Raw genomic sequence first — 26,326 nt, 5'->3', positions numbered from 1 at the left:
CCCCCCCCCCCCCCCCGAATGGTTTGACCATAATATCGATGTGGTACAGGAATACCGTCAGCGCCCCGAGCCCTCGAAGACCGTCAAGCGACAAAACGCGTTCCTCGTGTTTTGGCATTGCTGCCCCTTTCCTTATGCTCGTCAATATAAGCGTCCAGTATACTCCCAGGGTATTCCACACGAGGTAACGACTGTCCGTGCTCCGTAAGCGAAAATTCCGACTTTTCCAGACATTAATCTAAGGATGCGACAGGTAGCGTCATGGCGGATAAACAAGATGCGCCACATGTGTCGAAACCTCTCTGATGAGCAAAATAGGGAGGGGTTTGCTCGTTCCCGTTTATTCGGGCAGCGAGGTTGCTCGCCTCAAAAGTCTAAAAATGATACGCGTCCTTCTCGTCGCATTTCTAAAACTCTGGTCAATGAAATGCCACTAGAAGGACGCGTATCATTTTTAGGTACATCATTGGCATAGGACGATACCTTTCATATAGAAGGCTGCTAAAGAGTCGAAACCGGGCGCATGCCAAGTTTTATTTCTTGGCCAGTTTGAAGTAGCGCTCAAATATCAATTCGAAAACGTAATAGAACATCAATCGACTGTCGAGGTCCATGCTGCCCAAGCGGATTTCTTTTTGCACAGTGTAGATAGGGTAGTCGGCTAGTTTCGAGAGAGAGTTTCGAGAAAAGCCGGTGAGCGTGACGACCTTGCATCCGCGCGTTTTGGCTATCGATGTAGCGTCAATAGACACCTGCGTCTCGCCGCTTACGGAAACGCTGAAGACCAGGTCGTTTTTGCCGAGGAGCTCTGCGTAATGCCTCATGACATGGCGTTCACTGAGCGTGTCGGTATTCTTGCCCATTATTTTGAGCTTTTCAGCCATCTCGAAGCACGGGTATTTCGAAAAGCCCGAGCAGAAGAACACGATATGCGAGGCGTCCTGGATAAGACTCACAACCGAATCGATGACCCGGTCGTTAAGCAGATCTTTGGTCTGTACAAGCTGGGTGTCGAGCGGAAGCGTCTCGATAGTGAATCGATTGCGGTCGAGCGAGGCGGAATACGATTGTTTGAGCTCCGTAAACCCCGAGAAGCCAAGCTTATGGGCAAGCCTGACGATTGTATTGGGAGCGATAAAGAACCGTTCAGCAACGCTCTTAAGCGTGACATCGTCAATATCATCACGCAGCTCGATGATGTAGCGCATGATCTCGCTTTCGAGATCGTTGAGCTTGCTCTCGCCAGCTCGCACATGATCATAAAAAGATTCTTGATCTTTCATAAGATGTTTCAGCCCCTCGCACCTCGTCGTATATATGGTACCGCTTTGTGTAGCCAGGTGAGAAATCGGTAGTCGGTCAAGATTGCCTATTGCCCATGAACTGGGCAAACGCGCGTGTCTGCCTACACATATCTGTGTCGTGAGCGAAATCATGTGTCCCCGTTTCGCATTGGCCCACACGGGGACTCGCAAATGATCTTATGTCGCAAAATGACAATCGAAACGAAGCAAGCCGAGGACAACCGCGGAGCCCAAGGTCTTCGAGAACACCGATCAGCCAACCCTGGAGGGACGGAACATGAAGGATAAGCTCAATATTGTGATCGTTGGCGGCGGCTCCACGTGGTGCCCTGGCATTCTTAAAGCCCTGACCAAGCACATGGACATTCTGCCGCTGAACCGCGTGATGCTCTATGACATCGATGCCGAGCGCCAGCGTCCGATCGGCGAGTTTGGCAAGATCCTCTTTGCCGAGGAGGAGCCCGGTGTGGAGTTTGGTTACACCACCGATAAGGACGAGGCTTACACCGACGTCGACTTTGTGCTCTGCCAGATTCGTACCGGCGGCTACGAGATGCGTAGCAAGGACGAGAAGATTCCGCTGCATATGGGAATCATCGGCCAGGAAACGGTGGGCCCTGGCGGCATGGCTTACGGTATGCGCTCCATGCATGACATGGTTGAGATCGTCAACGACGTTCGCGCTCATAGCCCGGAGGCGTGGATTATCAACTACACCAACCCGGCTGCTATTGTGGCATATGGTCTCGAGCGCGTCCTGCCCGATGAGCATCGCGTCCTCAACATCTGCGACCAGCCTGTCAACCTCATGCGCTCTTACGGTCGCCTGCTCGGTCGCGATATGAGCAAGACGGAGCCCGTGTACTTCGGCCTCAATCACTTCGGTTGGTTCAAGCACATCTACGATGAAGAGGGCCATGACCTCGTCCCGCAGATTAAGGAGTACACGGAGAAGAACGGCTTCCTTCCTGCCGATGCCGAGCAGCGTGACCAGTCCTGGCTTGATACCTACGCCATGGTCAAGGACATGCTCGAGGACTTCCCCGACTATCTGCCCAACACTTATCTGCAGTACTATCTGTATCCCGAGTACAAGGTCGCTCACCTCGACCCCGACTACACTCGCTCCGACGAGGTTATCAACGGTCGTGAGAAGCGCGTGTTCGCCGAGTGCGAGCGTGTTGCCGAAGTCGGCACCGCAAAGAACTCCTCGGTTGTGCAAAACGACGCTCATGGCGACATGATCGTGGAAATCACCTCGGCCATTTATCGCAACACCAACAAGACCTTCATTGTCATCGTGCCCAACAACGGCATTATCGAGGGCATGCCCGATGACGCCATGGTCGAGGTCGCGGCAAGCGTGGGCGCCAATGGCCCGCAGCCCTATGCTGTTGGCAAGATCGGTACCTTCTATCGCGGCCTTATGGAGAACCAGTACGCCTATGAGCGCCTGACTGTTGAGGCTTGGATGGAGGGTTCCTACGAGAAGGCTCTGCAGGCACTCACGCTTAATCGTCTGGTCGGTGACGCAAAGAAGGCTCGCAAAGTGCTCGACAAGCTCATCGAGGCCAATAAGGATTACTGGCCGGAGCTTAAGTAGCTAGTTCCATAGCGCTTGATAACTGTTATGGGGCGTGTGGGCTGTAGAGCTGCACGCCCCGTTTCTTTAAGAGGGGTATCCCATGAACAAAGATGAGCTGCTGGCAAAGTTCCAGCGCCTGGGCAAAGTCCTCATGACGCCTGTCCTGATCCTGCCAATCGCCGGCATCCTTCAGGGCTTTGGCAATGCCTTTACCAGCCCCACCCTTACGGCAGCTGTTCCCTGGCTTGCTGCTCCGGGCTTTGCGATCTTCTTTTCGATTCTCAAGGCCGCTGCCGGCATCGTTATGAACAACATCCCGGTTATCTTCTCGATTTGTCTCGCCTATGGCTTCGCCAAGTCCGAGAAGGCTACCGCGGCGCTTTGTGGCTTTTTGGGCTACATGTGCATGAATTCCGTGATGGGCACGTTCCTTACGGCGACTGGCGTCATCGATCCCGCGAATCTTACGACGGGCCAGAGCACGATCCTCGGCATCACCACGCTCGACACTGGCGTTATCGGCGGTCTTCTGGTGGGTGCAATCGTCGCATGGTTGCATAACCGTTACTACAAGATTGAACTGCCTGCCGTGTTCTCCATCTTCAACGGCACGCGCTTTATCCCGGCGGTGACGCTGCTCTCATGCAGCATCCTCGCATTGGTCATGTCCTTTGTTTTCCCGTTTATTCAGAACGCTCTCGGTGCGCTGTCCGAGTTCATCAAGACTACGGGTGCCTTTGGTGCATTTGTCTACGGCGCCGGCGAGCGCATGCTCCTGCCTTTTGGCCTGCATCACTTTGTCTATCTCCCGTTCTTCTTCACGTCGCTCGGTGGTGTCGAGACCATCGACGGCCAGACTGTTCAGGGCGCCATCAATATCTACAACGCGATCCTGGGCTCTCCCAGCACGCCGTTTAACATCGAGGTCAGCCGTTTTGTCATGAACGGCAAGGTTATCTTCGCCATGTTCGGCCTGCCCGGAGCTGCACTCGCCTTCTACAAGACGGCGCTTCCCAAGAACAAGAAGAAGACCGCAGCGCTCATGATCGCTATCGTGGTGCCTTGCATCCTCTCCGGCATTACCGAGCCGCTCGAGTACTCCTTCCTGTTTATCGCGCCCATCCTCTACGTGTTCCACGCTCTCATGGCTGGTCTTGCCTATGCGCTGACCTATATCCTGCAGTTCAACGTGGCCGGTTCCGCGTCCTTCGGCGGCCCGCTCTTGTCGTTGATCTTTAACGGCATTATGGGTGCAGCCAAGGGCTCCAACTGGCAGGTTATCCTGTTCATCGGCCCCATCTACTTCGTGGTGTACTACTTCGTCTTCAAGTTCATCATTCTTAAGAAGGACCTTAAGACTCCTGGTCGCGAGGAAGAGTCCGACGATGAGGCCGAAAAGGCTCCCAAGACCGTGATCAGCGACCTTATTCCCGCCATCGTTGAGGCAGTGGGCGGCGACAACAATATTAAGTCTGTCGAGGCCTGCTTCACCCGCCTGCGCATCCAGCTCAATGACTGTGACAAGGTGGTTGACGACGCCGAGTTTACCGAAAAGCTCGAAGCGCGTGGCATCGTGCATGTTAACGGCGGCGTGCAGATTGTCTACGGCAACATGGCATCTAACTACGCAACCCAGATGCGCGAACTGCTGGGTATGGAGTAAACGACTCAAACGCACAATCAAGATTAATACAGGTTGGCGTCCGATTCTTCAATCGGGCGCCAACCTGTGCTGTTTTGGGGTGAATGGGCAAGTACATGACGTGCTCGCTGCTCTCTTTTGGCGCTGCCTATCGTGTATTCGGACGCCTTGCGACGGTGAGGTGCGTTCTTTTCGGTTCTAGCGTGTTTGCGGCTAGCGCTGCGCCCGAAGTCGATTTGCACAGCTGATATACAGAGCGTTAACCGCGCTTTGTAGGCTCATGCCCTCAACCAAGGCGGTCGAGTACTCGCTGAGTGACTCCGCGCTCACGGGTAGCAAGAGCTCGCGCGCCCCGTTGTTATCGAATGCCATGTTGCTCGATATCCAAATAACGCGGCAACCTCGCCGCTTGGCCTCAACGTAAAGATTGAAGATGTGGCTCGTCTTCCCTGAGAACGATACAAAGATGGTTAGATCGTCGGGTTGGAGCAGGCAGAGCGACGTCTCCTGTCCCTTGACGGAGCCAAATGAGAAGCACAGTCGGTTTACGCGGCTCAGCTTTTCGCAGAGTGAGCGGGCGGTGAGATTGGAGAATGAGCTTCCGTATACGTAGACATTTTGCGCATTGAGAAGCCAGTCAACGGCCTGCTCGAGTCGATCCTCAGTGAGCAGGCGTTTTGTTTCAAGCAAAGAGGTCTCTACGATATCGAAATACCAGGGTATATCGATTTGCTTATGAGCCCTTGCCTCGGTTGTCTCACGCTGGAGCCAAGCGTTGAAGTCGTCAACTTGCTCTTTGAACGATCGAAAGCTCGAGCCGTTTACGCGCCTGCAGAAGCGCGATATGGTCGCGGGCGATGTATTGCACGCGCGGGCAAGTTCTTCTATTGAGAGCTCTGGGACCTCGTCGTGATGGGAAAGGGCGTAGAGTGCGATGTGGGCGTCAAGGCTGCCGCCCTTCTCGACGTCTTCGATACAAGACCTGAGGTTCGAATAGACCTCGTACATCGACATTCAAATCACTCCAAACAATAATGCCCCGGAGCGGATATGCCATCTCCGGAGCATTGTGGTGAAGCTATGGGACGGATTTATTCCATGCCCAAGTATTCTCTCATTTCGACTTTGTAGACAGAAGCTTTATTGCCGTAAACGATCTGAACACCGCTGCCAATGTGTACGATGGCGCTGGCGCCGAGGTCTTTGGTGAAGACACTATCGTCCTTGACCAGGGCGGTGTCTTTGAGGCTGAGCCTCAGGCGGGTGAAGCAAGCGTTGACGCCCGAGATGTTATCGGCGCCGCCCACGGCATCCACGATCTGCGGGATGAGCTCGCTTACCTGAACAGGTGCTTTGGAGTCGATGGCCGACGTGTCATCCGCTGCCTGCGTGTCATCATCCTCGCGGCCCGGGGTTTTGAGGTCAAATTTCTTGATAAAGGTGCGGAACAGCACGTAATAGATCCCGAAGTAAGCGATGCCGAGCGGAATAAGCCAGAACCAGTTGGAGCCTTTATCGGCGTTCATGATGCCGTTGAAGATCCACGAGAGGAGCGGTCCGCCGAAGGCGGAAGGCCCGGGCACATTGAACTGTACCAGGTAGGTGAGTACATACGCGATGCCGCACAGCAGGGCGTGGACCACATAGAGTACGGGCGCTACAAAGAGGAAGGAGTACTCGAGCGGTTCGGTTATGCCCATGATGGCGGCCGGAATAACGGCGGCGATCATGAGGGAGCCGACCTTCTTTTTATTCTCGGGACGGGCACAGTGGTAGATGGCGAGAGCCGCCGCGGGCAGGCCGCACATGGCGAACAGCACCTTGCCGTTCATGACGTATTTTGAGATGTCGATGTCGTACATCATGCCGGGTGTGTTGAGCATGGCGTTGTAGATGTTGACAGCACCCTCGACGGTCTGGCCGTCAACCTGGATGCTACCGCCCAGGGAAGTGAAGAAAAACGGCAGGTAGATGAAATGATGCAGGCCGAAGGGCAGAAGCATGCGCTCGGAGAAGCCATAGATGAACGCGCCAAACACCCCGGTGGAATCGATGAGTGTCGAGGCGGCCTTTAGGCCGGTTTGCACAAACGGAAACACGAAGGCGAGCGCAACGCCCACTAGGCTTGCGAAAACGACGGTGAGGGCGGGGACGCAGCGTGTGCCGTTGAAGATGCCGAGCACTGGCGGAAGCTGCACCTTATAGAATCGGTTGTGGATCCACGCGACTACCAAGCCGATGATGATGCCGCCGAATACGCCGGTGTCGAGTGTGGTTACGCCCAGGATGGCGTTCTGACCGGTCTGTAGGTTGGCGGGATCGATGGTGCCCAGCAGGATAAGCAGCTGACCCATGATCGTGTTCATGGTCATGTAGCCGATGAAGCCTGAGAGTGCGGCGGTCGCCTTCTCGGCTTTGGCGTAACCGTAGGCGATGCAGATCGCAAAGAGAACCGAGATGTTACCATTGATAACGTTGCCGGCTGCTTTGATGAGCGTGCTAAAGATCACCATCGGCTCGGTGCCCAAAAGCGGGCAGAGCGAGATGAGGTTAGCATTGGAAAGGGCGGAGCCCAGACCGACCAAAATGCCGGAAACGGGCAGGAGGAGGACCGGCGCCATGAGCACCTTGCCGAGTCTCTGGAACTCGTTGTAGAGCTTGCTTTCTTTCATGATGTTCCTTCGATGCGCGGGGAGTTAGGACAGGGTCGGCCAATAATCGCCGTTTGCTTCGATCAGGTCGTCGAGGATTTGGCGCGCGACGGTAGTCGAAGGGACGGTCTTGTTGATTGCGATGGCTTCGAGCGCCTTCTGGTAGGAATGCTCGTAATATGCGTCGACGGCGAGCTTCTCACTGGCATTCTGCTCTTCGATAAGCCCCTTGTAGAAGGTGGGGATAGCAGGCTGGCTGATGGGTTCGGGGCCCCAAGAGCGCAGGTAAGCGGGGACCTCGACCATGGCGTCGTCGGGCAGATTGGGGATGGCGCCGTTATTCTCGACGATTACGAGATAACGTTCGCACTTGTTGTAGGCGATAGAGGCGGCTGCGTCGACGATAAAGTCGCCAAAGACCGTGAAGCTCTGTACGGGGCTCTTGTAATTGGCGGGATCTGCCAGGTACTTGTCGTGCTCGGCAAACATCTCCTTCTCGCGTCCGTTGATGACGTTGTCGGCGCGCGTCCAGTTGGGGTCCATGTCATCTGCCATGTCTTTGGAGTACAGGTAATACTGCAGGTAGCTGTTGGGCAGATACTCGGGATAGTCCTTCACAATCTTGACGTATTGACCCCAGGTGTGCATCCAGTCCTTGTCCTTGTGATGCTTGTCGCTCACGGCCATGCCGTGCTCGAGAATCATCTGACGGAGTTCCGGCAGACGATCGTGCCCCTGCTTGTCGTACATTTTGGTAAACCAGCCAAAGTGATTGAGTCCAAAATACATGGGGTCGATATCGCGCCAGCTGGGAAGTCCGAGCATCTTAGAGTACGAGAGCAAGATAGCCGTGGGCATATCGCAGATGTTAAGGATATGGTCGTTGCCAAACTCGCGACGTGTGGCCTCGGCGACAACTGCGGCGGGGTTGGAATAGTTGAGGATCCAGGCGTCTGGACTGTATTTCTTGGCGTAGCGTACGAGATCGAAGACGCCGGGGATGGACCTGATGCCATAGGAGATCGAACCGCCGGCGCCGCAGGTTTCCTGTCCCACGCAACCGTACTTGAGAGGGATGCGCTCGTCCTGGCGACGCATCTGAAGGCCACCCTGGCGGATTTGCGCGAAGACGAAGTCGACATCGGTAAATGCCTTTTCGGGATCGGTCGTCACGACAACTTCGATGTCAGGAGCTTCCTGCTCGATGAACTGCTTCATGATGTCGTAGACGAGATGCATGCGCTTCTCGTCGATGTCGTACAGGGCGAGTTTGCGCAGCGGTAATTCGTTTTTCTTCTGCAATAGGCTCTGGATGATGCCGGGGGTGTGGGTGCTGCCGGCCCCGGCGATTACAACTGCTTTCTTGTCCATGTGGTAAACCCCTTTCATGTGGACTGACCACTTCAGACTACGAAAGCTCTACCTGCGATCCTATCGATTTTCAGATTGCGAAAAACGATAGCGATAATCTTAACAGGATGCGTTTTGCGTGGTTAAATAGCGCCGGGAAAGATGCTGACTTGGGCGGCAGACGACGTGTTGCATGGCTGCAGGAGCGAACGCCAGGCGGTCAGAAGATGGTGGGCGGTGTTGCGTCTAAGTGGCCTTTGCATGATTGTTTTAAAGGCAACTAGCCCGCATACGTTGATTGTCGCTTTGTCGACTGCCAAAAATGAGTCGGCTGGACAGTTAGTTCAGATACGTATTGATTGAGGTCGTCAAGGAGTATCAGCAGGTTCCTTCATGGGCGCTTGGAAAGCATGCGATTGAGACTGATTTGCGCTATAGCTTTGGTTTTGACTGCGAAATGCGGTACTGGCCTCGCTTTGTAGGGCTTGGATGGCTGAGGTGAGTACGTATCTGAATCAACTGTCCAAACTCATTTGCAAGGACGTGCATTGATGCATGTTCAGAGCTTTTTGCGCCGCTTGAGCACACTCGGCTTAGCCGGCGGCATGCGCGGCTTTTGGCTGCAATTGCGCTACCCGCGGTGGCGCTCCCAGCGAGCCAACTTAATCGTCACCAGCGTAAGCGCCCAGGCCACAAGCGAGAATGCGGCGCCCACGGCGCCCACGTACGCAATGCCAACGCTGCTCACCACGGCGCCGCCTACTGCGGTGCCAAACGAAATGCCGACATTAAACGCCATGGGCTCAACTGAACTTGCGAGTACCATCGACTTGGGGCGGCGGCTGCGTGCCACATCCATAAAGTGTGTGATGCACGACACCGAGAACAGGTACATGAGCAGCGCCAAGCTAAAGACAAAGACCAGCGCGAGCGGCATGGTGCCGCCCACAGCAAACAGCCCGAGCAACGCCGCAGCCTGCAGCACAAACGTCACAAGCAGTGCCTTCATGCCAAAGCGCGCATCGATCCATCCGCCCAGGATGTTCGAGATCAGGCAGAACACGCCATAGGCCATAAGCGTGGTGCTCGCCTGAACAGTGCCCATGCCCAGCACCTGCTCAAGATAAGGCGTCACGTAGCCGTAGAACACATAGACCGATCCCACGCCAAACAAAAAGATGAGCATGCCGGTGATGATGCTCGGCTCGCGCAGCAGCCCCGCCTGCTCGCGAAAGGTGGCAGGCTCGTCGGTTTGCCCAGCGCGCGGCATAAACGCCATGAGCGCTCCGCAGATCAAAACGGCAAAGGTCAGCGTACCGTACATGACCACGTGCCAATCGAGCGTGTCGGCCACAAACTTGCCGATCGAAGTGACAAAGACCATTGCCACGGAAAACGCACCATATACCACCGAGATGGCAAGCGAAGTTTGCTGCGGGGACAGCAGCTCGGGGATGTACGTCACGCCCACGGCGAGCAGCGCGCCCGAGACGGATCCCAGGACAATGCGCGAGATAAACAGTACCTGGAAGTTGGGCGCCAACGCCATGACCAGGTTGCCGAGCACAAAGACGATGCTGTAGCACACGAGCAGCTGGTAGCGGCGGAATCGCCCCGTGCTGAGCGCAAGCACCGGCGTTGCGATGGCGTAGACAAGCGCAAACACGCTGATGAGCTGGCCCGCAGTGGCAAGTGATACGCCGAGTTCCGTCGCCAAGTCGCTTTCGATGCCGATGACCACGAACTCGGAGCAGCCGAGCGAGAATCCCAACAGCACGAGCAGCGCCAGGCAGAGCTTGGTGCGCGCGGGGGAGAGGGCGGTGGCGTTTGACTTACTTTTAGGCGTGGTTGCGGCGGTCAAGGTTGTCACTCCAATGTCGCATGAATAAGCGGGATTCAATCCCTGCAACTCTAACAGAATGTGACAGGTGCCTGCCCCCTTTGTCGCAGGCTGCGCTTGCCTGTATAGTCGCAATACAGGCGAAGATGGTCTCAGGTACATCGCGGGCGACGGGAGATCCCATGGGTATGCACACGACAAAGGTTGCAGTGGGCGAGGGCAAGTTTGCGCTCGAGGCCCAGCTGACGGTGACGCCGCGAGGCATGGCGGTGTACGCCTGCTCGCCGGAGTTCGCGCATCTGGGCGCCACGGCGCAGGCCATTCCGCGCCCCGAGCCCGGCCGTACGGCGACGGTGAGCATCTTGGCTGTCCCGTGCCATCGAGACGAGATCCCGGCGCACGATATCGCGGCGGCGTTGGCCACGCGCTTTGGCGTGCCGGTGGTTGTAAGCGCGGGCTTTCATGTGGAGAACGCGACTGCGGACGACCTACAGCGCGTGCTCGACACCACCAAAGAGCTCATCGCTGCGCTCGAGGAGGCCGCAGCCCGCATTCTGCGCGCCGGCTGGGATGAGGGCGGCGCGGGCGCCGAGGTCGTGGCGGTCGATGCCGCGACCGGCGAGACGCTTGGCCCCGTCGACCGCATCGATGCCCATACCGGCGAGGGCGTCTTGCACCAGGCATTTCTGACGCTCCTGGTCGAGGGCCCGGGCGAAGACGCGCACCTGCTGCTCTGCCGTCGCAGCCCGCTCAAACGACTGTGGGGCGGGGTGCTGGCCGATAGCTGTGCCGGCCATCCGCTCCCCGGGGAAGACGTCGCGGTCGCCACGGCGCGTCGCATCAACGAAGAGCTCGGCATTGCGCGCGATCCCGCCGAGCTTAAGCACCTCGGTCACGTGGTGTACCGCGAGGACCACGGCGACGGCCGCTGCGAGTGCGAATGGTGCGAGGTCTACCTTGCCCATGTTGAGCCGGGCGAGCTGCATATCAACCAAGAGGAGATCTCGGAGGTGCGTCGCGTGGCCCCGTCCGAGCTCAAAGGCTACCTGCAGGGTCGCCCCGAGCAGCTGGCCCCCTGGCTCCGCGAGGCCCTCAGCGACCCATTCATCCGTACGGCCCTCGCTATGTAACAAAGGTACAGCCCCTTTGCCATATCCAAACCGTCACAACATTCGGCGAAAATCTCGAAATCGAGGAAAAGCGTCGAATGTTGTGACGGTTTTTGTCCAGGGGATCGCTTCTCATCCAAAAAATCCGCTTGACTGTATTGCCGCAACACAGCGCAACGTAGGGAGTGTCCAATAACGGGCACTCCCTTTTGCTGTAGCGACCCCACGCGCGGCGCTGGGTGCCCCCAACAAGAAAGGTGGGGAGATGGAAGCGGAAAAGAAGGCGTTTAAGATCACCAAGCGCGAAATTGGCTTTGTGTTGGGTATCGTTGTCTTTTTGCTGGTGAAGTTTCTTCCTTTGGCGGAGCTGAGCTCGACGGTCGAGCTCACGGTCGGTGGTCAGACCTGTCTGGCGTTGACGCTCGCCACGGTGGTGTTCTGGGCGTGCGGCGTGGCACAGCCGGGCTTTGTGGGCCTGCTCTACTGCGCGCTGCTCGTTCTGTTTAAGGTGTGCGTGGACGACACGGGCGCCGCGAGCATCTCGGCGACGGTCGCCTCCACGTTTAGCTCGTGGACCAAGGCCACCATGTGGCTCGTCATCGGCGCCTACCTCATCGCCAGCGCGGTCAAGGAGTCGGGCCTGGGGGAGCGCATCGCCTATGCGTTTATGCTCAAGTTCGTGCGCGACGCCAAGTCGCTCATCATCTCGATCTTCGCTCTCACCTTTGTGCTGTCGCTGCTGATCCCGCACCCGTTCCCCCGCGCCTTCCTCATCCTCGCCGTCGTCTCGGTCATCGCCGAGTCCGCCGGCTACGGTGACGACGACAAGGGTAAGCTCGGCTTCCTCGTGTTTGCTGCCGCCGCCCCGGGTTCCATGTTCTTCCTGACGGGCGACTCCACGCTCAACCCGCTCGTTGCGCAGTACAGCGTCGAGGCCGGCGGCATGAGCCCGTCCTTTATCGACTGGTTCCTGTACATGAGCGTGCCCATGCTGGTCGCGCTGCTGTGCACCCTGTTCCTGGGCCTCTTCCTCTTTAAGCCCAGCAAGGAGCTCGTTTACGATCGCGAGCAGATCGTGGCCAAGCAGGCCGCGCTTGGCAAGCTCTCCGTTAAGGAGATTCGCACCATCGTGTGGCTTGTCATCGCCATCGCGCTGTGGCTCACCGTCTCGGGCGATTACATTGGCTGGGTCACCTTGGCCATCGGCGTCGCTCTCGCCATGCCCATCATCGGCGAGGTCCTCACGCCCGCCAGCTGGAACGCCGTCGACATCAAGTCCCTCATGTTCCTGACGGCCGCCATGGCCGTGGGCTCCGTGGGCGGTGCCACCGGCATGAACGCCTGGATCGCCGACGTTGTGCTTCCCAGCTCCGTGCCCGAGAACATCTTCCTGTTCGCCCTGCTTGTCGCCGCGCTCTCCATGATCATCCACATGTTCATGGGCTCGGTCATGGCCGTGCTCGGTGTGTGCGTGCCGGCGTTCATCAGCTTCGCGGCCGGCTCCAGCGTAAGCCCGCTTGCCGTGGCGCTCATCGTCTTCACGTCCATCAACATCCACTACATCCTGCCGTTCCATAACCTGCCGATCCTTATCGGCGAGGGCAAGGACGCCGGCGGCTACACCTCCAAAGAGGCCATGCGCATGGGCATTCCCCTCACTGCGGTCGTCTTTATCGTCGTGCTGGTCGAGGCTGCCTGGTTTCACTTCTTTGGCCTGATGTAAGCGGCCGAGCGCTTGGGCTGTAAACAGCCGAGTGCTTGAACCGCGAGTTGCCAAGCGCTCCATCTATAAGCGCTGCGGCCCCACTACGTTACCCAGCCCGGCGGCACTCCCGTCGCCGGGCACTCTCCCGAAAGGAGCACGCTATGTCCACTACCGATGCTTCCCAGATCCACGACCTGCGCTCCGCGCTCGACTTTTTGCGTGAGATGCCGGGCCAGCTGCTCGAGACCGACACCCAGGTCGACCCGGACGCCGAGGTCTCGGGCGTCTATCGCCACGTCGGTGCCGACGGTACCGTTATGCGTCCGACCAAAGAGGGTCCGGCGATGGTCTTCAACAACGTCAAGGGCTTTGACGATGCCAAGGTCTGCATCGGCATGCTTGCCAGCCGCAAGCGCGTTGCCGCCCTGCTCGACCTTGACGAGGAGCACCTGGGCCTCGAGATCGGCAAGCGCTTCGAGAGCCTGATTGCGCCTAAGCAGATCGCCGAGGGCGCGCACGTCGACTGCCAGGAGGTCGTGTACAAGGCGACCGACGAGGGCTTTGACCTGCGCAAGATCGTTCCCGCTCCCACCAACACGCCCGTCGACGGCGGCCCCTACATCACCATGGGTCTCGCCTATGGCACGAGCCCCGACGGCTCCCAGTCCGACGTGACCATCCACCGTTTCTCCTGCGTCGACAAGGACAAGCTCGCCATGTGGATCACCCCCGGCAGCCGTCACCTGGGCGCATTCTTTGACGGGTACTGCCAGCGCGGCGAGGACATGCCCATCTCCATCTCCATCGGCCTGGACCCCGCCGTGTACATGTGCTGCGGCTTCGAGGCTCCCACCACGCCGCTCGGCTTTAACGAGCTGCAGATCGCCGGTGCCCTGCGCGGCCACGCCGTCGAGCTTGCCGACTGCGTCACCGTTCCGCAGAAGTGCATTGCCAATGCCGAGTACGTGCTCGAGGGCTACCTCATGCACGACGAAACCATCAACGAGGACGTCAACGGCCACGGCTACGCCATGCCCGAGTTCCCCGGCTACACCGGCGGCGCCAAGGTCTGCCCGGTGATCAAGATCACCGCCGTCACTACGCGCGTCAACCCCATCATGGAGAGCTGCATCGGCCCTTCGCACGAGCACGTTTCCATGGCCGGCATCCCCACCGAGGCTTCCATCTACAAGATGGTCGAGACCGCCATCCCGGGCCGCCTGCTCAACGTTCACGCCGCTCCCTGCGGCGGCGGCAAGTTCGTTGCCATCATGCAGTTCAAGAAGTCGAGCAAAAATGACGAGGGCCGTCAGCGCAACGCCGCCATGCTCGCTTTCTCGGCATTCTCCGAGCTCAAGCACGTGATCCTGGTTGACGAAGACGTCGACATCTTCGACATGAGCGACGTGATGTGGGCCATGACCACGCGCTTCCAGGCCGACGTGGACCTCATCACCATCCCCGGCTGCCACTGCCACGTGCTCGACCCGTCCAACGACCCCGCGTTCGATCCTTCGATCCGCGAGCACGGCATCGCCTGCAAGGCCATCTTCGACTGCACGGTCCCGTTCAACCTTAAGAAGAACTTCATCCGCTCGCAGTTCATGGAGATCGACAAGGACAAGTGGGCTAGGGAGATTGCGGCGTTTTAACAAACGCCGCACCGGTTGACGCTGCACCCGCGCCTGGCGGACAATCTGCCCCTCAGCTGCGAAGGCATGGGCATAAGCCCTATGCCTTCTTGTTTCGGGGCACCTTGTCTCGCCAGGCGCGCGCTCGCTGACATTGCCCGACCTATAGCCGCCATTTTGTTGTTGCTGGTAAGCCCTACCAAGTAGTTAAGGAGTTGTCATGCCTGAGTCTTCTGTCCGTCCCCGTCGCATTGTCGTTGGCGTTTCTGGTGCCAGCGGCGCTGCGCTGGGCCTCGAGTGTCTCAAGTGCCTGCGTCAGGCCGGTGCCGAGTCGGCGCTTGTCGTCACACGCGGGGGAGAGATCACCATCGAGCAGGAGCTCGGCATGACGCTCGACGAGTTTGCCACGTATGCCGATGTGGTTTACGACAACAAAAATATCGGCGCCGCCATCGCAAGCGGTACCTATCCGGTCGACGGCATGATCGTGGCGCCCTGCTCCATGAAGACGCTCGCCGGCATTGCGAGCGGCTACAGCGAAAACCTGTTGCTGCGCGCGGCCGACGTGCAGATGAAAGAGCAGCGCCGCCTGGTGCTCATGGTGCGCGAGACGCCCTTCAGCGCCATTCACGTCGATAACATGGCGCGCCTGGCGCGCGTGCCCGGCATCATGCTCATGCCGCCCATGCTCACGTTTTACAACGGCCCCGCCACGCTCGATGACGCGGTGCATCACATCGCCGCCAAGGCGCTCGAGGCCGTCGGCGTGTCATGTGCAAACTATAAGCGCTGGTCATAGGCGTCTTTAGGGTAGGATACGAGGAGTGTTTGAGCCCGCTGCCCCTGTGGGCGGCGGGCTTTTCGCGTCAAAGGATGTGTCGGGAGGATCTATGCAGACGGGCATGTACGCGATTAGCGAGATGGCGAGCTTGTTTAACGTTTCGCGCCAAACGCTCATCTACTACGACAAGATCGGCCTGTTTAAACCCGCCGTGGTGAACGAAAAGGGTTACCGTTTCTATTCGCCCACGCAGATCCCACTCATGCGTCTGATCTGCATGCTGCGCGACTTGGGACTCGAACTCGACGAGATTGACCGCCTGACCTCGACGTTCGACATTGGCGAGATGACCGATCACCTGCGCTCGCGGGTGCAGGCGCTCGATGATCAGATTGTCGGACTCAAAGCCGAGCGCGCGAGCGTGCAGGAGCGTCTGAGCTTTTACGACGAGGCGGTTTACTGGCGCGAGCGCGAGGGCAGGCCGGAGCTCAAACAATTCGAGCGCCGCTACGTGGTCTTTGAGGAGTTTCCAGAAGATATCGAGCGCGGCCGCTCGATGCTTCACCCCACGCTCATGCGGGCAATCCTGCGCATGCGTACGTTGACGGGCACGCGCCCCATGCGCGGTTGGGGCGCTATGCTGCGTCGCGAGGCACTGCATTCCGACGACCCCATCGCCGGTGCCGGCTCCTTTGCCGTGCTGCCGCGCGGTGCCGAGGAGCTGCTACCGAGCGATGCTGCCGAGCTGGCAAAGATCGGCATCGAAGTGCTGCCCGAGGGCACATACCTGTGCATGAGCCGCTGGGGTATGCCATACGAGCCCGAGGGCATCCGCGCCGTCGTGGCCTGCATGGACAAGCACGCGCTCCGGCCCATCGGCAACGCATTCGATTTCTGCTACCTCGATACCACGAGCTACGACGAGTCCCACCAAGAGGACTTCTGCTGCATCCAAATCCCCGTTGTCCTCAAATAACTTGCGGTGAAATAGTTCCTAAATAGCCCGAGTAATCGCACAAACGGGAACTATTCCACCGCAACTTCGATGTGACAAAGAGACGGTCCCTTTGCTACATCGACGGACGGCACCGCGAGTTTGTTTTAAAGCGGAAAAAGGCGGCTCATTTCTTATAAACTCGCATTATTTGCAAGTTTCTAAGGTGGTATCTTATAAACTTGCAAATTGTGCAAGTTTATAAGTTTTCACGTCTAGTCGGGCGCTAGGGGGACTCTATGGATATCGTTCGTCGAAGCCGTTATCTTGATCGACTCATTGCTTTTCAGGATACCGACCTCATCAAAATCGTGACGGGTATACGCCGTTGCGGCAAATCCACGTTATTGGACATGATGAGGGAGCACCTGGCGCAACAGGGGGTGCCGGCCGAGCGTTTGCTGACCTTTAAGATGGAATCTCTAGAGTATGCGGGGGTTACAGATTACCTGACGTTTTATCGCATGGTTCGGGAGCGCGTTGACGGTGTCGATCGCCCCTACCTGTTCTTTGACGAGCTCCAGAATGTCGAAGGTTGGGAAAAGGCGGTTAACTCGCTCCGAATCGATTTGCCGTGCGATATCTATGTCACGGGCTCCAATGCCTTTTTGCTATCGAGCGAGCTTGCAACGCTTATCTCGGGCCGGTATATCGAGGTCAAGATGCAGCCGCTCACGTTTGGCGAGTATCTTGATTTTCGCTCGATTGATGCGGTCGTCGCCGAAGGGCTTGGCGAGAGGGCCGAGCTCGTTTCCAAGACGGGCGATCGCCTTAATTCAAACACCGTGCTCGAACAGTACATAACCTATGGCGGCATGCCGTTTCTGGCTCATGACGAGCCGAGACGCGAGGCGTGCCGTGACTACATCCGCAGCCTCTATCAGACGATTGTCGCGCGCGATATCCTATTGCGCGCGACGCGTAGAGGTCGCGGGGCTATTACCAAGCGCGATGTTCTCGAGCGGCTCTGTGCGTATCTGGCAGACAACATCTCCAATCAAACCTCGGTCAACAAAATCGTAGGGACGCTCAACGAATCGGCGGGCGGTAAGACCAATGCATCGACGGTGTCGGCGTATATTGACGCTCTGGAAGAGACGTACCTGTTTACCAAGGTAAAAAGGTACGACGTCAAGGGGCGGGAACTTCTTAAGACAGGCGGTAAATATTACATAGCCGATACGGGAATCCGCAGCTATCTTGACGGATATAGAGGCAGCGATAGCGGAAGGATGCTCGAGAACGTTATCTACAACCAGCTTGTCTTTGAAGGATACGAAGTGTTTTGCGGCCATCTGCGCGCGGGGGCAATCGACTTTGTCGCAATCGGCGAGGGATCGGACCGTAAATATATCCAGGTTACCGAACGGATCGATGCTGAGGCGACCAGAGAGCGTGAGCTGCGACCGCTCAAACTAAACACGCTGGGAAAAATCCCTGATTCGTACGAGAAGATCCTGATTGTCAGGGATGGTGAGCATCCAACAGACATCGACGGCATCAGAATCGTAGGGGCGGTCGATTTCTTGCTGAGAAACAAGATCGCCCACGGCTAAACGCAAAATGTGACAAAGGGACATCCCCTTTGTCACATCCAAACCGTCACAACATTCGGCGAAAACCTCGAAAACGAGGAAAAGCGTCGAATGTTGTGACGGTTTTCGTGCCCGGCGCGGGTGAGCTCCAGCGCCGTCTGGGGGTATAAGACTAGCGAGTGTTTATTCGCGAGGCTTAAGGGGCGCCCCGTATGGATATCGATAACTTTGAATGGTGGTATAGCGAGGGCGAGGCTCCGGACGAGGAGTGGGACGAGCCCGCACCGCGTGACGTGTCGAGGGACGAGGACGAGATCGGCAACGATACCGCTGTCGAGCCTGAAGCCGCTTCCGACTCCGCCGAGCCCCTGACCTTTGAACAGGCCTGGGCCCAAGCAGAGGCCGACGAGGCAAAGGCCGATGCCACGGCCACGCTGGATGAGCCGGCCGACATGTCCATCTCGCCGGCCAAGACCCCGCAGCCGCGCCACACCATCGACCCCGGCAGCACAGCATCTTTCAGCATACTCGACGTGCCCGCGCAGGGTGCTCAGGCGCCTGCGCCCACGCATCGCCCCGACCTGGCTCGCGAGGAAGACGCGGGCCGCCGCTCTCCGCTCGGCCCCATCCTCATCGCCTTCATGGCCGGCGTCATCGCTTGCTCGGCGATTGGAAATGTCTGGAGCCATGTGGAGCAACAGCGCAGAGATGCCGCCAAGGTCGAGATGTCTGTCGAGCAATCGCTCAGCCGCACGCGCTCGGTGCATGTGTCGGTCGAGGTCAAGGACGGTGCGACATGGGACACCGCCCGCGGCGACAGCCAAATGCTCATCCACATCGTGGGCCGCACGCTCAGGGGACAGGCGATTGACGAGTATCAATATGTCAACTCCGCTGGCGACGGCGTCGAACTCAAGCCTGGCGACTATGAGCTCACGGTCGACGAGCCGCCCGTCGCCACCGATGGCATGCGCTTCCGCGCCTCAAAGCGCATGGTTCCCGTGAGCTTTAACTCGCAGGCGCCCGATACGGTCGACAGCACGCCGCAGGGCGGGTTCGACCTTTACGCAATCGCTCAATAACTGCGCCTGCCGCTTCTTCTTGTCGCCAAGAGTGGGACAATAGCCCCCGACACTGTTGTTTACTTTTGGAGGAAGTAGCATGTCCACCGTCACCACCATCAAGCGCGGCGGCCTCACCGCGGCCATCGATTCCATGGGGGCCCAGCTCACGAGCCTTGCCCTCGACGGCAACGAGTATCTGTGGCAGGGCGATCCGGCCTTTTGGGGCAAGCATGCGCCCATTCTGTTCCCCATCGTGGGCTCACTGCGCAACAACACGGCGACGTCTGCGGCCGGCACCTGCGAGATGCCGCGCCACGGCCTCGCGCGCATCGTCGAGCACAAGCTGGTCGAGGTCTCCGAGGATGGCTCCTCAGTAACGTATGAGATCACCGATACGCCCGAGTCGCTCAAGGCTTTCCCCTTCCACTTTAAGCTCAACATGACCTATGCCCTGACTGGTGACGCCACGCTTACCCAGACCTTTGCCGTCACCAACACCGGCGACGTGGCCCTGCCGTTCTCGGTGGGCGGCCACCCTGCATTTAACGTGCCCGCCCCCGGTGCCGAGGACGAGGCATTCGAGGATTACGAGCTGGCATTTACCGAGGCGTGGACCAACGAGGCCCCCATCATCACGCCCGATGGTCTTATGACGTTCGAGGGCAGTTACAAGGCCCCCGATAACTCGGATGTGCTGCCCATCACGCACCGCAGCTTCGATAACGATGCCATCATGTTCACCGATACCCCGGGTTCCACGCTCACGTTGCGCGGTCGTAAGTCGGGCCATGGCGTCAAGATCGACTTTGAGGGCTTTAAGTACATTGGCGTGTGGTCTGCCGCCAACGACGCTCCGTTTGTGGCGCTCGAACCTTGGACTGGTCACTCCACCATGGACACCGAGGACGACGTTTTTGAGCACAAGGTCAACACCATTACGCTGGCGCCGGGCGAGACGGACAAGCGTACCTTCGAGGTAACGCTGCTTTAACAAGCTGCATACCTGGATGTCGCTCGCCGGCGACAAAACTACGGACTAGTCGTTGGGGACGTTCCTTAACGACTAGCCGTTGGGGACGTTCTTGTTTGACTAGTCGTTTAAGAACGTCCCCGACGACTACTAATCGTTTTCAGTTCGTTAACTTGTATATATGCATCTGCTGGAGGTAGCGCTGAGCGGTATCCTGTTAAGTCGTTAGCATACGATTCGGCAGGGAAGGCAGATTATGCATTCTCCCCATCAACGCGACGCGTATCCACAGCCGGTATGCAGCCGTCGCATCTTTTTGGGTAGCGCTCTCGCTGCGAGCGCTACCGTCGTCGCCGGCGCGCTCGCCGGCTGCCAGCGCCCGTCCACGCTCAAGGTGGTTCAGCCCACGACGGGCGGCGGCCGCGACGACCTGTCCGATTCCGTGATCGGCAAGGACAAGATCCGCATTGGCATGGAGGCGGCCTACGCCCCGTACAACTGGCAGGTTTCCGAGGCCAGCGAGTTCACCATCCCCATCGACAACGTGCAGGGCGCCTATGCCGACGGCTACGACGTGCAGATCGCCAAGATCGTCTGCAAGGCCCTCGGCGGCGAGCCCGTTGCCGTCAAGCAGAGCTTCTCGGGTCTTATCGATTCGCTCAACAACGGCCAGATCGACCTCATCATCGCCGGCATGAGCGCCACGCCCGAGCGCGAGGAGTCGGTCGGCTTTTCCGATCCGTACTTTATTGGATACTTTGGCCTGTTCGTAAAAGAGGGCTCGCCCTACCAAAACGCGACCAAGCTCAGCGACTTTAGCGGTGCCACGGTGCTCGGCCAAAAGGACACCATGCTCGATACCGTCATCGACGAGATCCCGGGCGTTGTGCACAAAAACCCGGTCGATTCGGTCCCCACGGTGTTCTCGAATCTACTGCAGGGCACGTGCGATGCCGTGACCTACAATACCGAGAACGAGAAGGGCTATATGGCCCAAAATCCGGGCATTGTCCCTATCCACTTTGCCGAGGGCGAGGGCTTTAAGCAGGAGGTCACGGCAAACGTCGGCTGCCGCAAAGGCTCGGACAAGCTGCTTAAGCTCATCGACAAGACACTCAAGGGCATTAGCCAAGAGGAGCGCGATCAAATGTGGGACGCGTGCCTCGACCGTCAGCCGGCATAGGGGGGCAGCATGAAAACCATCAATCGTCTGGCCTCCTTTATCAAGGCCGACCACCGTTATGTGTACCTGGGCACGAGCGTCATCGCGGCGCTCGGCCTGGCGTTTAGCCAGCGCAACCCCACGCCGCTGAGCTTTTTGGCGCCTGCGGGCGTGTTCCAAGACTGCCTCTGGGCAATCCTTTGGGCGTGGCTCGTCGTGTCGGCGGCGGCGCTGGCCACCAAGCTTATGCACTGGAGCGGCTATCGCGAAACGTCGCCGTTTGCTTCCGAGCGCTTCCGTTGCGGTGCGCGCCTGGGCAGCTATGTCGTGGTCGCCATCGCGGCGATCTTTTTTATCGACCGTTGCGTCATGTCGTTTATCGACCTGGTGCAGGTGAGCATTGTCTCGGACTCCAACCCCAGCGACTTTTTGTCGAGCCTGGTCTACATGACCTACAAGAGCGGGGACTTCTTTATCCGCGGTATCGAGATCACCATCGCACTTGCGACTTTTGGTACCGTTATCGCCTTTTTCCTGGCACTGCTCTTTGTGTTCCTGCGCATTCAGACGTTCGACCGCGTGGACAACGACCTCACGCGCTTTTTCAAAAGCATCGGCCGCGGCTTTGCGACCATCTACTCCACCATCGTGCGCGGCACGCCCATGATGGTCCAGGGCCTACTCATCTATTACGCGGGCTTCACCGTTTTGCGCGGCATGGGCTTCGAGACCGCCCAGGCCAACCAGATCTGGAGTACCTTCACCGCCGGTCTCGTCACCATCTCGCTCAACTCCACCGCCTACATGATGGAGGTCCTGCGCGGCGGCATCGAGTCCATCGACGCCGGCCAAGCCGAGGCGGCGCGCTCGCTGGGTCTGTCGCAGTGGCAGGCCATGCGCAAGGTCGTGTTCCCCCAGGGCATTAAAAACGCGATTCCGGCGCTCACCAACGAGCTCATCATCAACATCAAGGACTCGTCGGTGCTTTCGGTCATCGGCGTGTTCGACCTCATGTACGCCACCACCACCGTCGCCGGCGTGTACTACCGCCAGATGGAGGTCTACTGCGTGGCGCTCGTGGTTTACCTGATCCTGACGCTCGTGGCGAGCCGCCTGCTCGAGGCCTTTGGCAAGAAGCTCGGCGCCGAGGCCCCGGCAACGCTGCCCAGCTCCAACTAGGCTCAAGACGAGGAGAATCATCATGGCAGATACCGCCACTACCGGCACCGCGGCCGCCGCACAGACCAATGAGCCGCTCATCCGCGTCGAGGGCCTGCGCAAGAGCTTCGGCTCGCTCGAGGTGCTCAAGGGCATCGACCTGTCCGTTAACCCCGGCGAGGTCGTCACCATTATCGGCGCCTCGGGCTCGGGCAAGTCGACCTTCCTGCGCTGCCTCAACCTGCTTGAGACCCCGGACGCGGGCCACATCTGGTTCCACGGCCAGGACCTTACGGCCGAGCGCTGCAATATCAATAAACTCCGCGAGGACATCGGCATGGTGTTCCAGGGCTTTAACCTGTTCAACAACATGGACGTGCTCGACAACTGTACGCTTGCGCCCGTCACGCTCAAAAAGATGAGCAAGGCCGAGGCCGAGAAGGTCGCGATGGAGCATCTGACGAGCGTGGGGCTCGAGAAGTTCGCGCACGCCGCCGTGGGTCGCCTGTCCGGTGGCCAAAAGCAGCGCGTGGCCATCGCGCGCGCCCTGTGCATGAATCCGCAGATTATGCTGTTCGACGAGCCGACTTCGGCGCTCGACCCCGAGATCGTGGGCGAGGTGCTCGAGGTCATGCGCAAGCTCGCGGCCGACGGCATGACCATGGTCGTCGTCACGCACGAGATGGCCTTTGCCCGAACCGTGTCCGACCGCGTGGTCTTTATGGACAAGGGCGTGGTGCTCGAGGACGCCGCGCCGGCTGAGCTCTTTGGCAATCCTAAGCACCAGCGCACCCGCGAGTTCCTCTCGCGTTATCTCAACGACAAATAATGCAAGCGAACGTGGCAAAGGGACCGCCTCTTTGCCACGTTGTTTTTGGAGGAAGGCATGGCCGAGGTTTGGCGCTTCTTTGCGCACGAGGATGATTTTGCCGATATCGACGAGGTCGGCGCGTGCGAGCGCCTGGGCCGCGTGCTGTCGTTTCCGACGATTTCGAGCATGGATGCCCAGACGGTGGACTGGCAGGCGTTTGCCGACCTGCGCGCCTATATGCAGCAGGCCTGGCCGCGCGTGTTTGCGGCGGGCGAGGTCGAGCTCATCGACCATTCGCTGCTCGTGACGCTTGCCGGCATCGACCCCGCCCTCAAGCCGGTCATGCTCATGGGCCACATGGACGTGGTTCCCGTGGTGCCGGGCACCGAGACAGACTGGACGCACAATCCCTTTAGCGGGCACGTGGACGACACCTATATTTGGGGTCGCGGCGCCATCGATATGAAAGACCAGGTCGCAGGCATCCTGGAGGCCGTTGAGTATGCGCTGGCGCACGGCTGGCAACACGAACGAACCCTGCTGCTGGCCTTTGGCCAGGATGAGGAGACCACGCAGTGCGGCGCGGGTGCCATTGGCCGCGTGCTCGAGGAGCGCGGCGTTGAGCTTGAGTACCTGATCGACGAGGGCGACTACCGCATCGTTCCGGCTGCCGAGTACAGCGCGGGCGAGGGTTGGCTCATGCACGCCGATCTTGCCGAGAAGGGCTATGCCGATATCGTGCTCAGGACGAAGAGCGAGGGCGGGCATTCTTCCAACCCTTACGGTGGCACGTCGCTCGAAGTGCTCAGCCGCGCTATTGCCGCGATTTGCGATATCGAGTGGCCGGCGCGTGTGACCGATCTGCTTGCCGCGCAGCTCGTCGAGCTGGGGCTTTATACCGCAGACGAGATTGCTGCCAGCAAGGATGCCATCGTGCGCGACTGCCTTGCCAGCAAAAAGCTGTACCCGCTTGTGACCACCACCTGTGCGCCCACGCAAATCGAGGGCGGCAGTACCGGTGCCAACGTAATGCCGCAAGATATGTGGGCCAATATTAACTTCCGCATGCTCGAGGGCACGAGCGTGGCCGACGTTGTGGCGCGCTGCCGTGAGGCGGTTGCCGGGGCGGACCCTGCCGGTCGTGTCGAAGTGGAGCTGGGTCCCGGCAGCTCCGAACCCTCGCCGTCCCCGCGCATCGGTGGTCCCGGCCTCGAGGCGGTTCACTCCATCGCCGCCCGCTATTTCCGTGATCCAAAGGGGGCAGAGGAAAACGGATCATTCGAGCCAGTGGCAATTGTGCCCTCGACCGTGATCGGTGCGACCGACGCTGCCAACTACCAGCACATTTGCCCTGAGTGCATTCGCTTCTCAGCCTTTGTGGTTGATGACGACGAGTGCGATCGCGGCGTCCACGGCACCAACGAGCGCATCACCCGCCGCGCCTACCTCCAGGGCATTCGCTTCCTCGTCGCTCTACTCCAAACGTTCTAGAATGTGACAGAGCGACAGTCCCTTTGTTAGCCGTTGGGGACGTTCTTAAACGACTAGCCGTTAAGGAACGTCCCCAACGGCTACGTCCACTCATTCCGTGCGGGTTATATGCAGGTTTGCCTGCGCACGCTATCATGTATAGGTTAGACCGCAACTATGTACCCCATACGCGAAGGGATGCGCATGTATCTGAAGATCGACATGTTCTAGCCGGGCTTACCCCCGCAGTGGCGCCGCGCGCCCCATCAACTCTGCCGATTTTCACCTTCACGCATATAAAGGAGTCCCGTCATGCGCGACAAGCTCGAAAAGATTATCAAGGCCTACGAGGAGCTCGAGAAGAAGCTTTCCGACCCGGCCGTCGCCTCCGATATCAAGGAGTTCACGCGTCTCAACAAGGAGTATGCGCACCAGTCCGACCTCATTGCCGCCTCGCGTGAGTACATCGGCGCGCTCGATGACATCGAGGCCGCCAAGGAGATGCTCCGCGACACGACCGACGCGGACGAGAAGGAGATGCTCCAGATGGACATCTCCGAGAATGAGGAGAAGCTTCCCCAGCTCGAGGAAGACATCAAGTACATGCTCATCCCGAGCGACCCCAACGATGACAAGAACACCATCGTCGAGATCCGCTCCGCCGCCGGTGGCGACGAGGCGGCCATCTTCGCCGGCGATCTGTACAAGATGTACCAGCGCTTCTGCGAGTCGCGCGGTTGGAAGACCACTGTGCTCGACTCCAGCCCCAGCGAGGCCGGCGGCTTTAAGTCCATCGAGTTCAAGGTCGAGGGCGACCGCGTCTACTCCGTCATGAAGTACGAGTCCGGCGTGCATCGCGTCCAGCGCGTTCCCAAGACCGAGTCCCAGGGCCGCATCCAGACCTCCACGGCAACCGTCGCCGTACTTCCCGAGGCCGAGGAAATCGACGTTCAGATCAACCAGTCCGACCTGCGCATCGACACCTACTGCGCCTCCGGCCCTGGCGGTCAGTGCGTTAACACTACCTACTCCGCCGTGCGCATCACCCACCTGCCCACTAACACCGTGGTGCAGTCGCAGGAGCAGCGCTCCCAGATCCAGAACCGCGAGGTCTGCATGCAGATGCTGCGCGCCCGTCTGTACGAGATGGAGCTCGAGAAGCAGCAGGCCGAGCTCGGCGCCGAGCGCCAGAGCCAGATTGGCCACGGCAACCGTTCCGAGAAGATCCGTACCTACAACCAGCCCCAGGACCGCGTGACCGATCACCGCATCGGTTTCAACTCCACCTACAACGGCGTCCTTCTGGGCGATCAGCTCGGCACCGTCATCGAGGCACTTGCCGCCGCCGAGCGAGCCGAGAAGCTGGCACAAGCAGTTTAAGTTCCGCCGTTCTACCGAACGGCGGACCAGCCGACGCTGCGCGACGTCCAGAGCGACAATTTGTCATTCAAAAGGCAAGGCATGACCAGAAGGTCTATGCCTTGCCTTTTTCATGCCAACTTGTTCGCTCTGGACGTCGCTCGCTGTTCATCCTCTACCTGCGGCGTTTCCTTGCTCCGGATGC

Annotated in this window: 21 protein-coding genes; 15 read left to right on the top strand and 6 right to left on the bottom strand. The window is 58.9% G+C overall.

From position 1 onward, the window contains the following. The coding region (locus SFLMC1_RS11420) for a hypothetical protein (protein WP_222838035.1) at positions 1–118 on the bottom strand (118 nt) is incomplete at its 3' end. A 415-nt stretch (positions 119–533) separates the two neighbouring features. After that, a complete protein-coding gene (locus tag SFLMC1_RS05595) occupies positions 534–1,283 on the bottom strand; it encodes a MurR/RpiR family transcriptional regulator (protein ID WP_187323874.1) in 750 nt (249 codons plus the stop codon). 298 nt (positions 1,284–1,581) lie between these two features. Between SFLMC1_RS05595 and SFLMC1_RS05590 the strand changes: the two genes are divergently transcribed. Both SFLMC1_RS05590 and SFLMC1_RS05585 read left to right on the top strand, forming a co-directional pair. Next, a complete protein-coding gene (locus tag SFLMC1_RS05590; RefSeq protein ID WP_152073266.1) occupies positions 1,582–2,907 on the top strand; it encodes a 6-phospho-alpha-glucosidase in 1,326 nt (441 codons plus the stop codon). Between the two features lie 82 nt (positions 2,908–2,989). Further along, positions 2,990–4,552, top strand: a complete 1,563-nt coding sequence (locus SFLMC1_RS05585) for a PTS transporter subunit EIIC (RefSeq protein ID WP_152073265.1) — start codon at positions 2,990–2,992, stop codon at positions 4,550–4,552. 192 nt (positions 4,553–4,744) lie between these two features. Here SFLMC1_RS05585 and SFLMC1_RS05580 read toward each other — a convergent pair whose 3' ends face one another. The 4 genes from SFLMC1_RS05580 to SFLMC1_RS05565 form a co-directional block, all read right to left on the bottom strand. Next, positions 4,745–5,545, bottom strand: a complete 801-nt coding sequence (locus SFLMC1_RS05580; RefSeq protein WP_152073264.1) for a MurR/RpiR family transcriptional regulator — start codon at positions 5,543–5,545, stop codon at positions 4,745–4,747. Positions 5,546–5,622: 77 nt separating this feature from the next. Further along, positions 5,623–7,203 carry a PTS transporter subunit EIIC gene (locus SFLMC1_RS05575; RefSeq protein WP_152073263.1) on the bottom strand — a complete coding sequence of 527 codons (1,581 nt, stop codon included), beginning with the start codon at positions 7,201–7,203 and terminating at the stop codon, positions 5,623–5,625. A gap of 24 nt (positions 7,204–7,227) precedes the next feature. Beyond that, positions 7,228–8,553: a 6-phospho-alpha-glucosidase gene (locus SFLMC1_RS05570; RefSeq protein ID WP_152073262.1), complete on the bottom strand. Its 1,326-nt coding sequence runs from the start codon at positions 8,551–8,553 to the stop codon at positions 7,228–7,230. A gap of 610 nt (positions 8,554–9,163) precedes the next feature. Further along, on the bottom strand, positions 9,164–10,402 hold the full coding sequence (locus SFLMC1_RS05565; protein WP_226798327.1) for an MFS transporter: 1,239 nt from the start codon (positions 10,400–10,402) through the stop codon (positions 9,164–9,166). Positions 10,403–10,554: 152 nt separating this feature from the next. On the opposite strand from SFLMC1_RS05565, the gene SFLMC1_RS05560 reads away from it, so the two are divergent. The 13 genes from SFLMC1_RS05560 (at position 10,555) to prfA (ending at position 26,142) form a co-directional block, all read left to right on the top strand. Beyond that, entirely contained in the window at positions 10,555–11,502 is a 948-nt protein-coding gene (locus SFLMC1_RS05560; protein ID WP_187323873.1) for an isopentenyl-diphosphate Delta-isomerase, read from the top strand. 244 nt (positions 11,503–11,746) lie between these two features. Beyond that, positions 11,747–13,204, top strand: coding sequence for an SLC13 family permease (locus SFLMC1_RS05555; protein WP_222838001.1), 1,458 nt, complete (start codon positions 11,747–11,749; stop codon positions 13,202–13,204). Between the two features lie 143 nt (positions 13,205–13,347). Further along, positions 13,348–14,838 (top strand): UbiD family decarboxylase, encoded by a 1,491-nt coding sequence (locus SFLMC1_RS05550; protein WP_152073260.1) that lies wholly within the window; start codon positions 13,348–13,350, stop codon positions 14,836–14,838. Between the two features lie 199 nt (positions 14,839–15,037). Continuing rightward, complete coding sequence (locus SFLMC1_RS05545) at positions 15,038–15,616, top strand: UbiX family flavin prenyltransferase (protein WP_152073259.1); 579 nt, start codon at positions 15,038–15,040, stop codon at positions 15,614–15,616. Between the two features lie 91 nt (positions 15,617–15,707). Then, a complete protein-coding gene (locus SFLMC1_RS05540; RefSeq protein WP_152073258.1) occupies positions 15,708–16,574 on the top strand; it encodes a MerR family transcriptional regulator in 867 nt (288 codons plus the stop codon). A gap of 257 nt (positions 16,575–16,831) precedes the next feature. Next, positions 16,832–18,148, top strand: a complete 1,317-nt coding sequence (locus SFLMC1_RS05535; protein ID WP_226814190.1) for an ATP-binding protein — start codon at positions 16,832–16,834, stop codon at positions 18,146–18,148. A gap of 191 nt (positions 18,149–18,339) precedes the next feature. Continuing rightward, complete coding sequence (locus SFLMC1_RS05530) at positions 18,340–19,209, top strand: hypothetical protein (RefSeq protein ID WP_152073257.1); 870 nt, start codon at positions 18,340–18,342, stop codon at positions 19,207–19,209. A 79-nt stretch (positions 19,210–19,288) separates the two neighbouring features. Next, entirely contained in the window at positions 19,289–20,182 is an 894-nt protein-coding gene (locus SFLMC1_RS05525) for an aldose 1-epimerase family protein (protein WP_154063914.1), read from the top strand. A 235-nt stretch (positions 20,183–20,417) separates the two neighbouring features. Next, entirely contained in the window at positions 20,418–21,344 is a 927-nt protein-coding gene (locus SFLMC1_RS05520; protein ID WP_152073255.1) for a transporter substrate-binding domain-containing protein, read from the top strand. A gap of 9 nt (positions 21,345–21,353) precedes the next feature. Next, positions 21,354–22,502 (top strand): amino acid ABC transporter permease, encoded by a 1,149-nt coding sequence (locus SFLMC1_RS05515; protein WP_152073254.1) that lies wholly within the window; start codon positions 21,354–21,356, stop codon positions 22,500–22,502. 22 nt (positions 22,503–22,524) lie between these two features. After that, positions 22,525–23,310, top strand: a complete 786-nt coding sequence (locus SFLMC1_RS05510; RefSeq protein ID WP_152073253.1) for an amino acid ABC transporter ATP-binding protein — start codon at positions 22,525–22,527, stop codon at positions 23,308–23,310. A gap of 57 nt (positions 23,311–23,367) precedes the next feature. Further along, positions 23,368–24,783, top strand: a complete 1,416-nt coding sequence (locus SFLMC1_RS05505; protein WP_152073252.1) for a M20/M25/M40 family metallo-hydrolase — start codon at positions 23,368–23,370, stop codon at positions 24,781–24,783. 291 nt (positions 24,784–25,074) lie between these two features. Next, positions 25,075–26,142 (top strand): peptide chain release factor 1, encoded by a 1,068-nt coding sequence (gene prfA, locus SFLMC1_RS05500; RefSeq protein ID WP_118388533.1) that lies wholly within the window; start codon positions 25,075–25,077, stop codon positions 26,140–26,142. Positions 26,143–26,326: the final 184 nt, after the last annotated feature.

This window comes from Collinsella aerofaciens (assembly GCF_901212495.1).
In the GTDB taxonomy this organism is placed as follows: domain Bacteria; phylum Actinomycetota; class Coriobacteriia; order Coriobacteriales; family Coriobacteriaceae; genus Collinsella; species Collinsella aerofaciens_H.
Note: the sequence above shows the minus strand (reverse complement) of the source record. Positions and strands in the feature narration are given on the sequence as shown.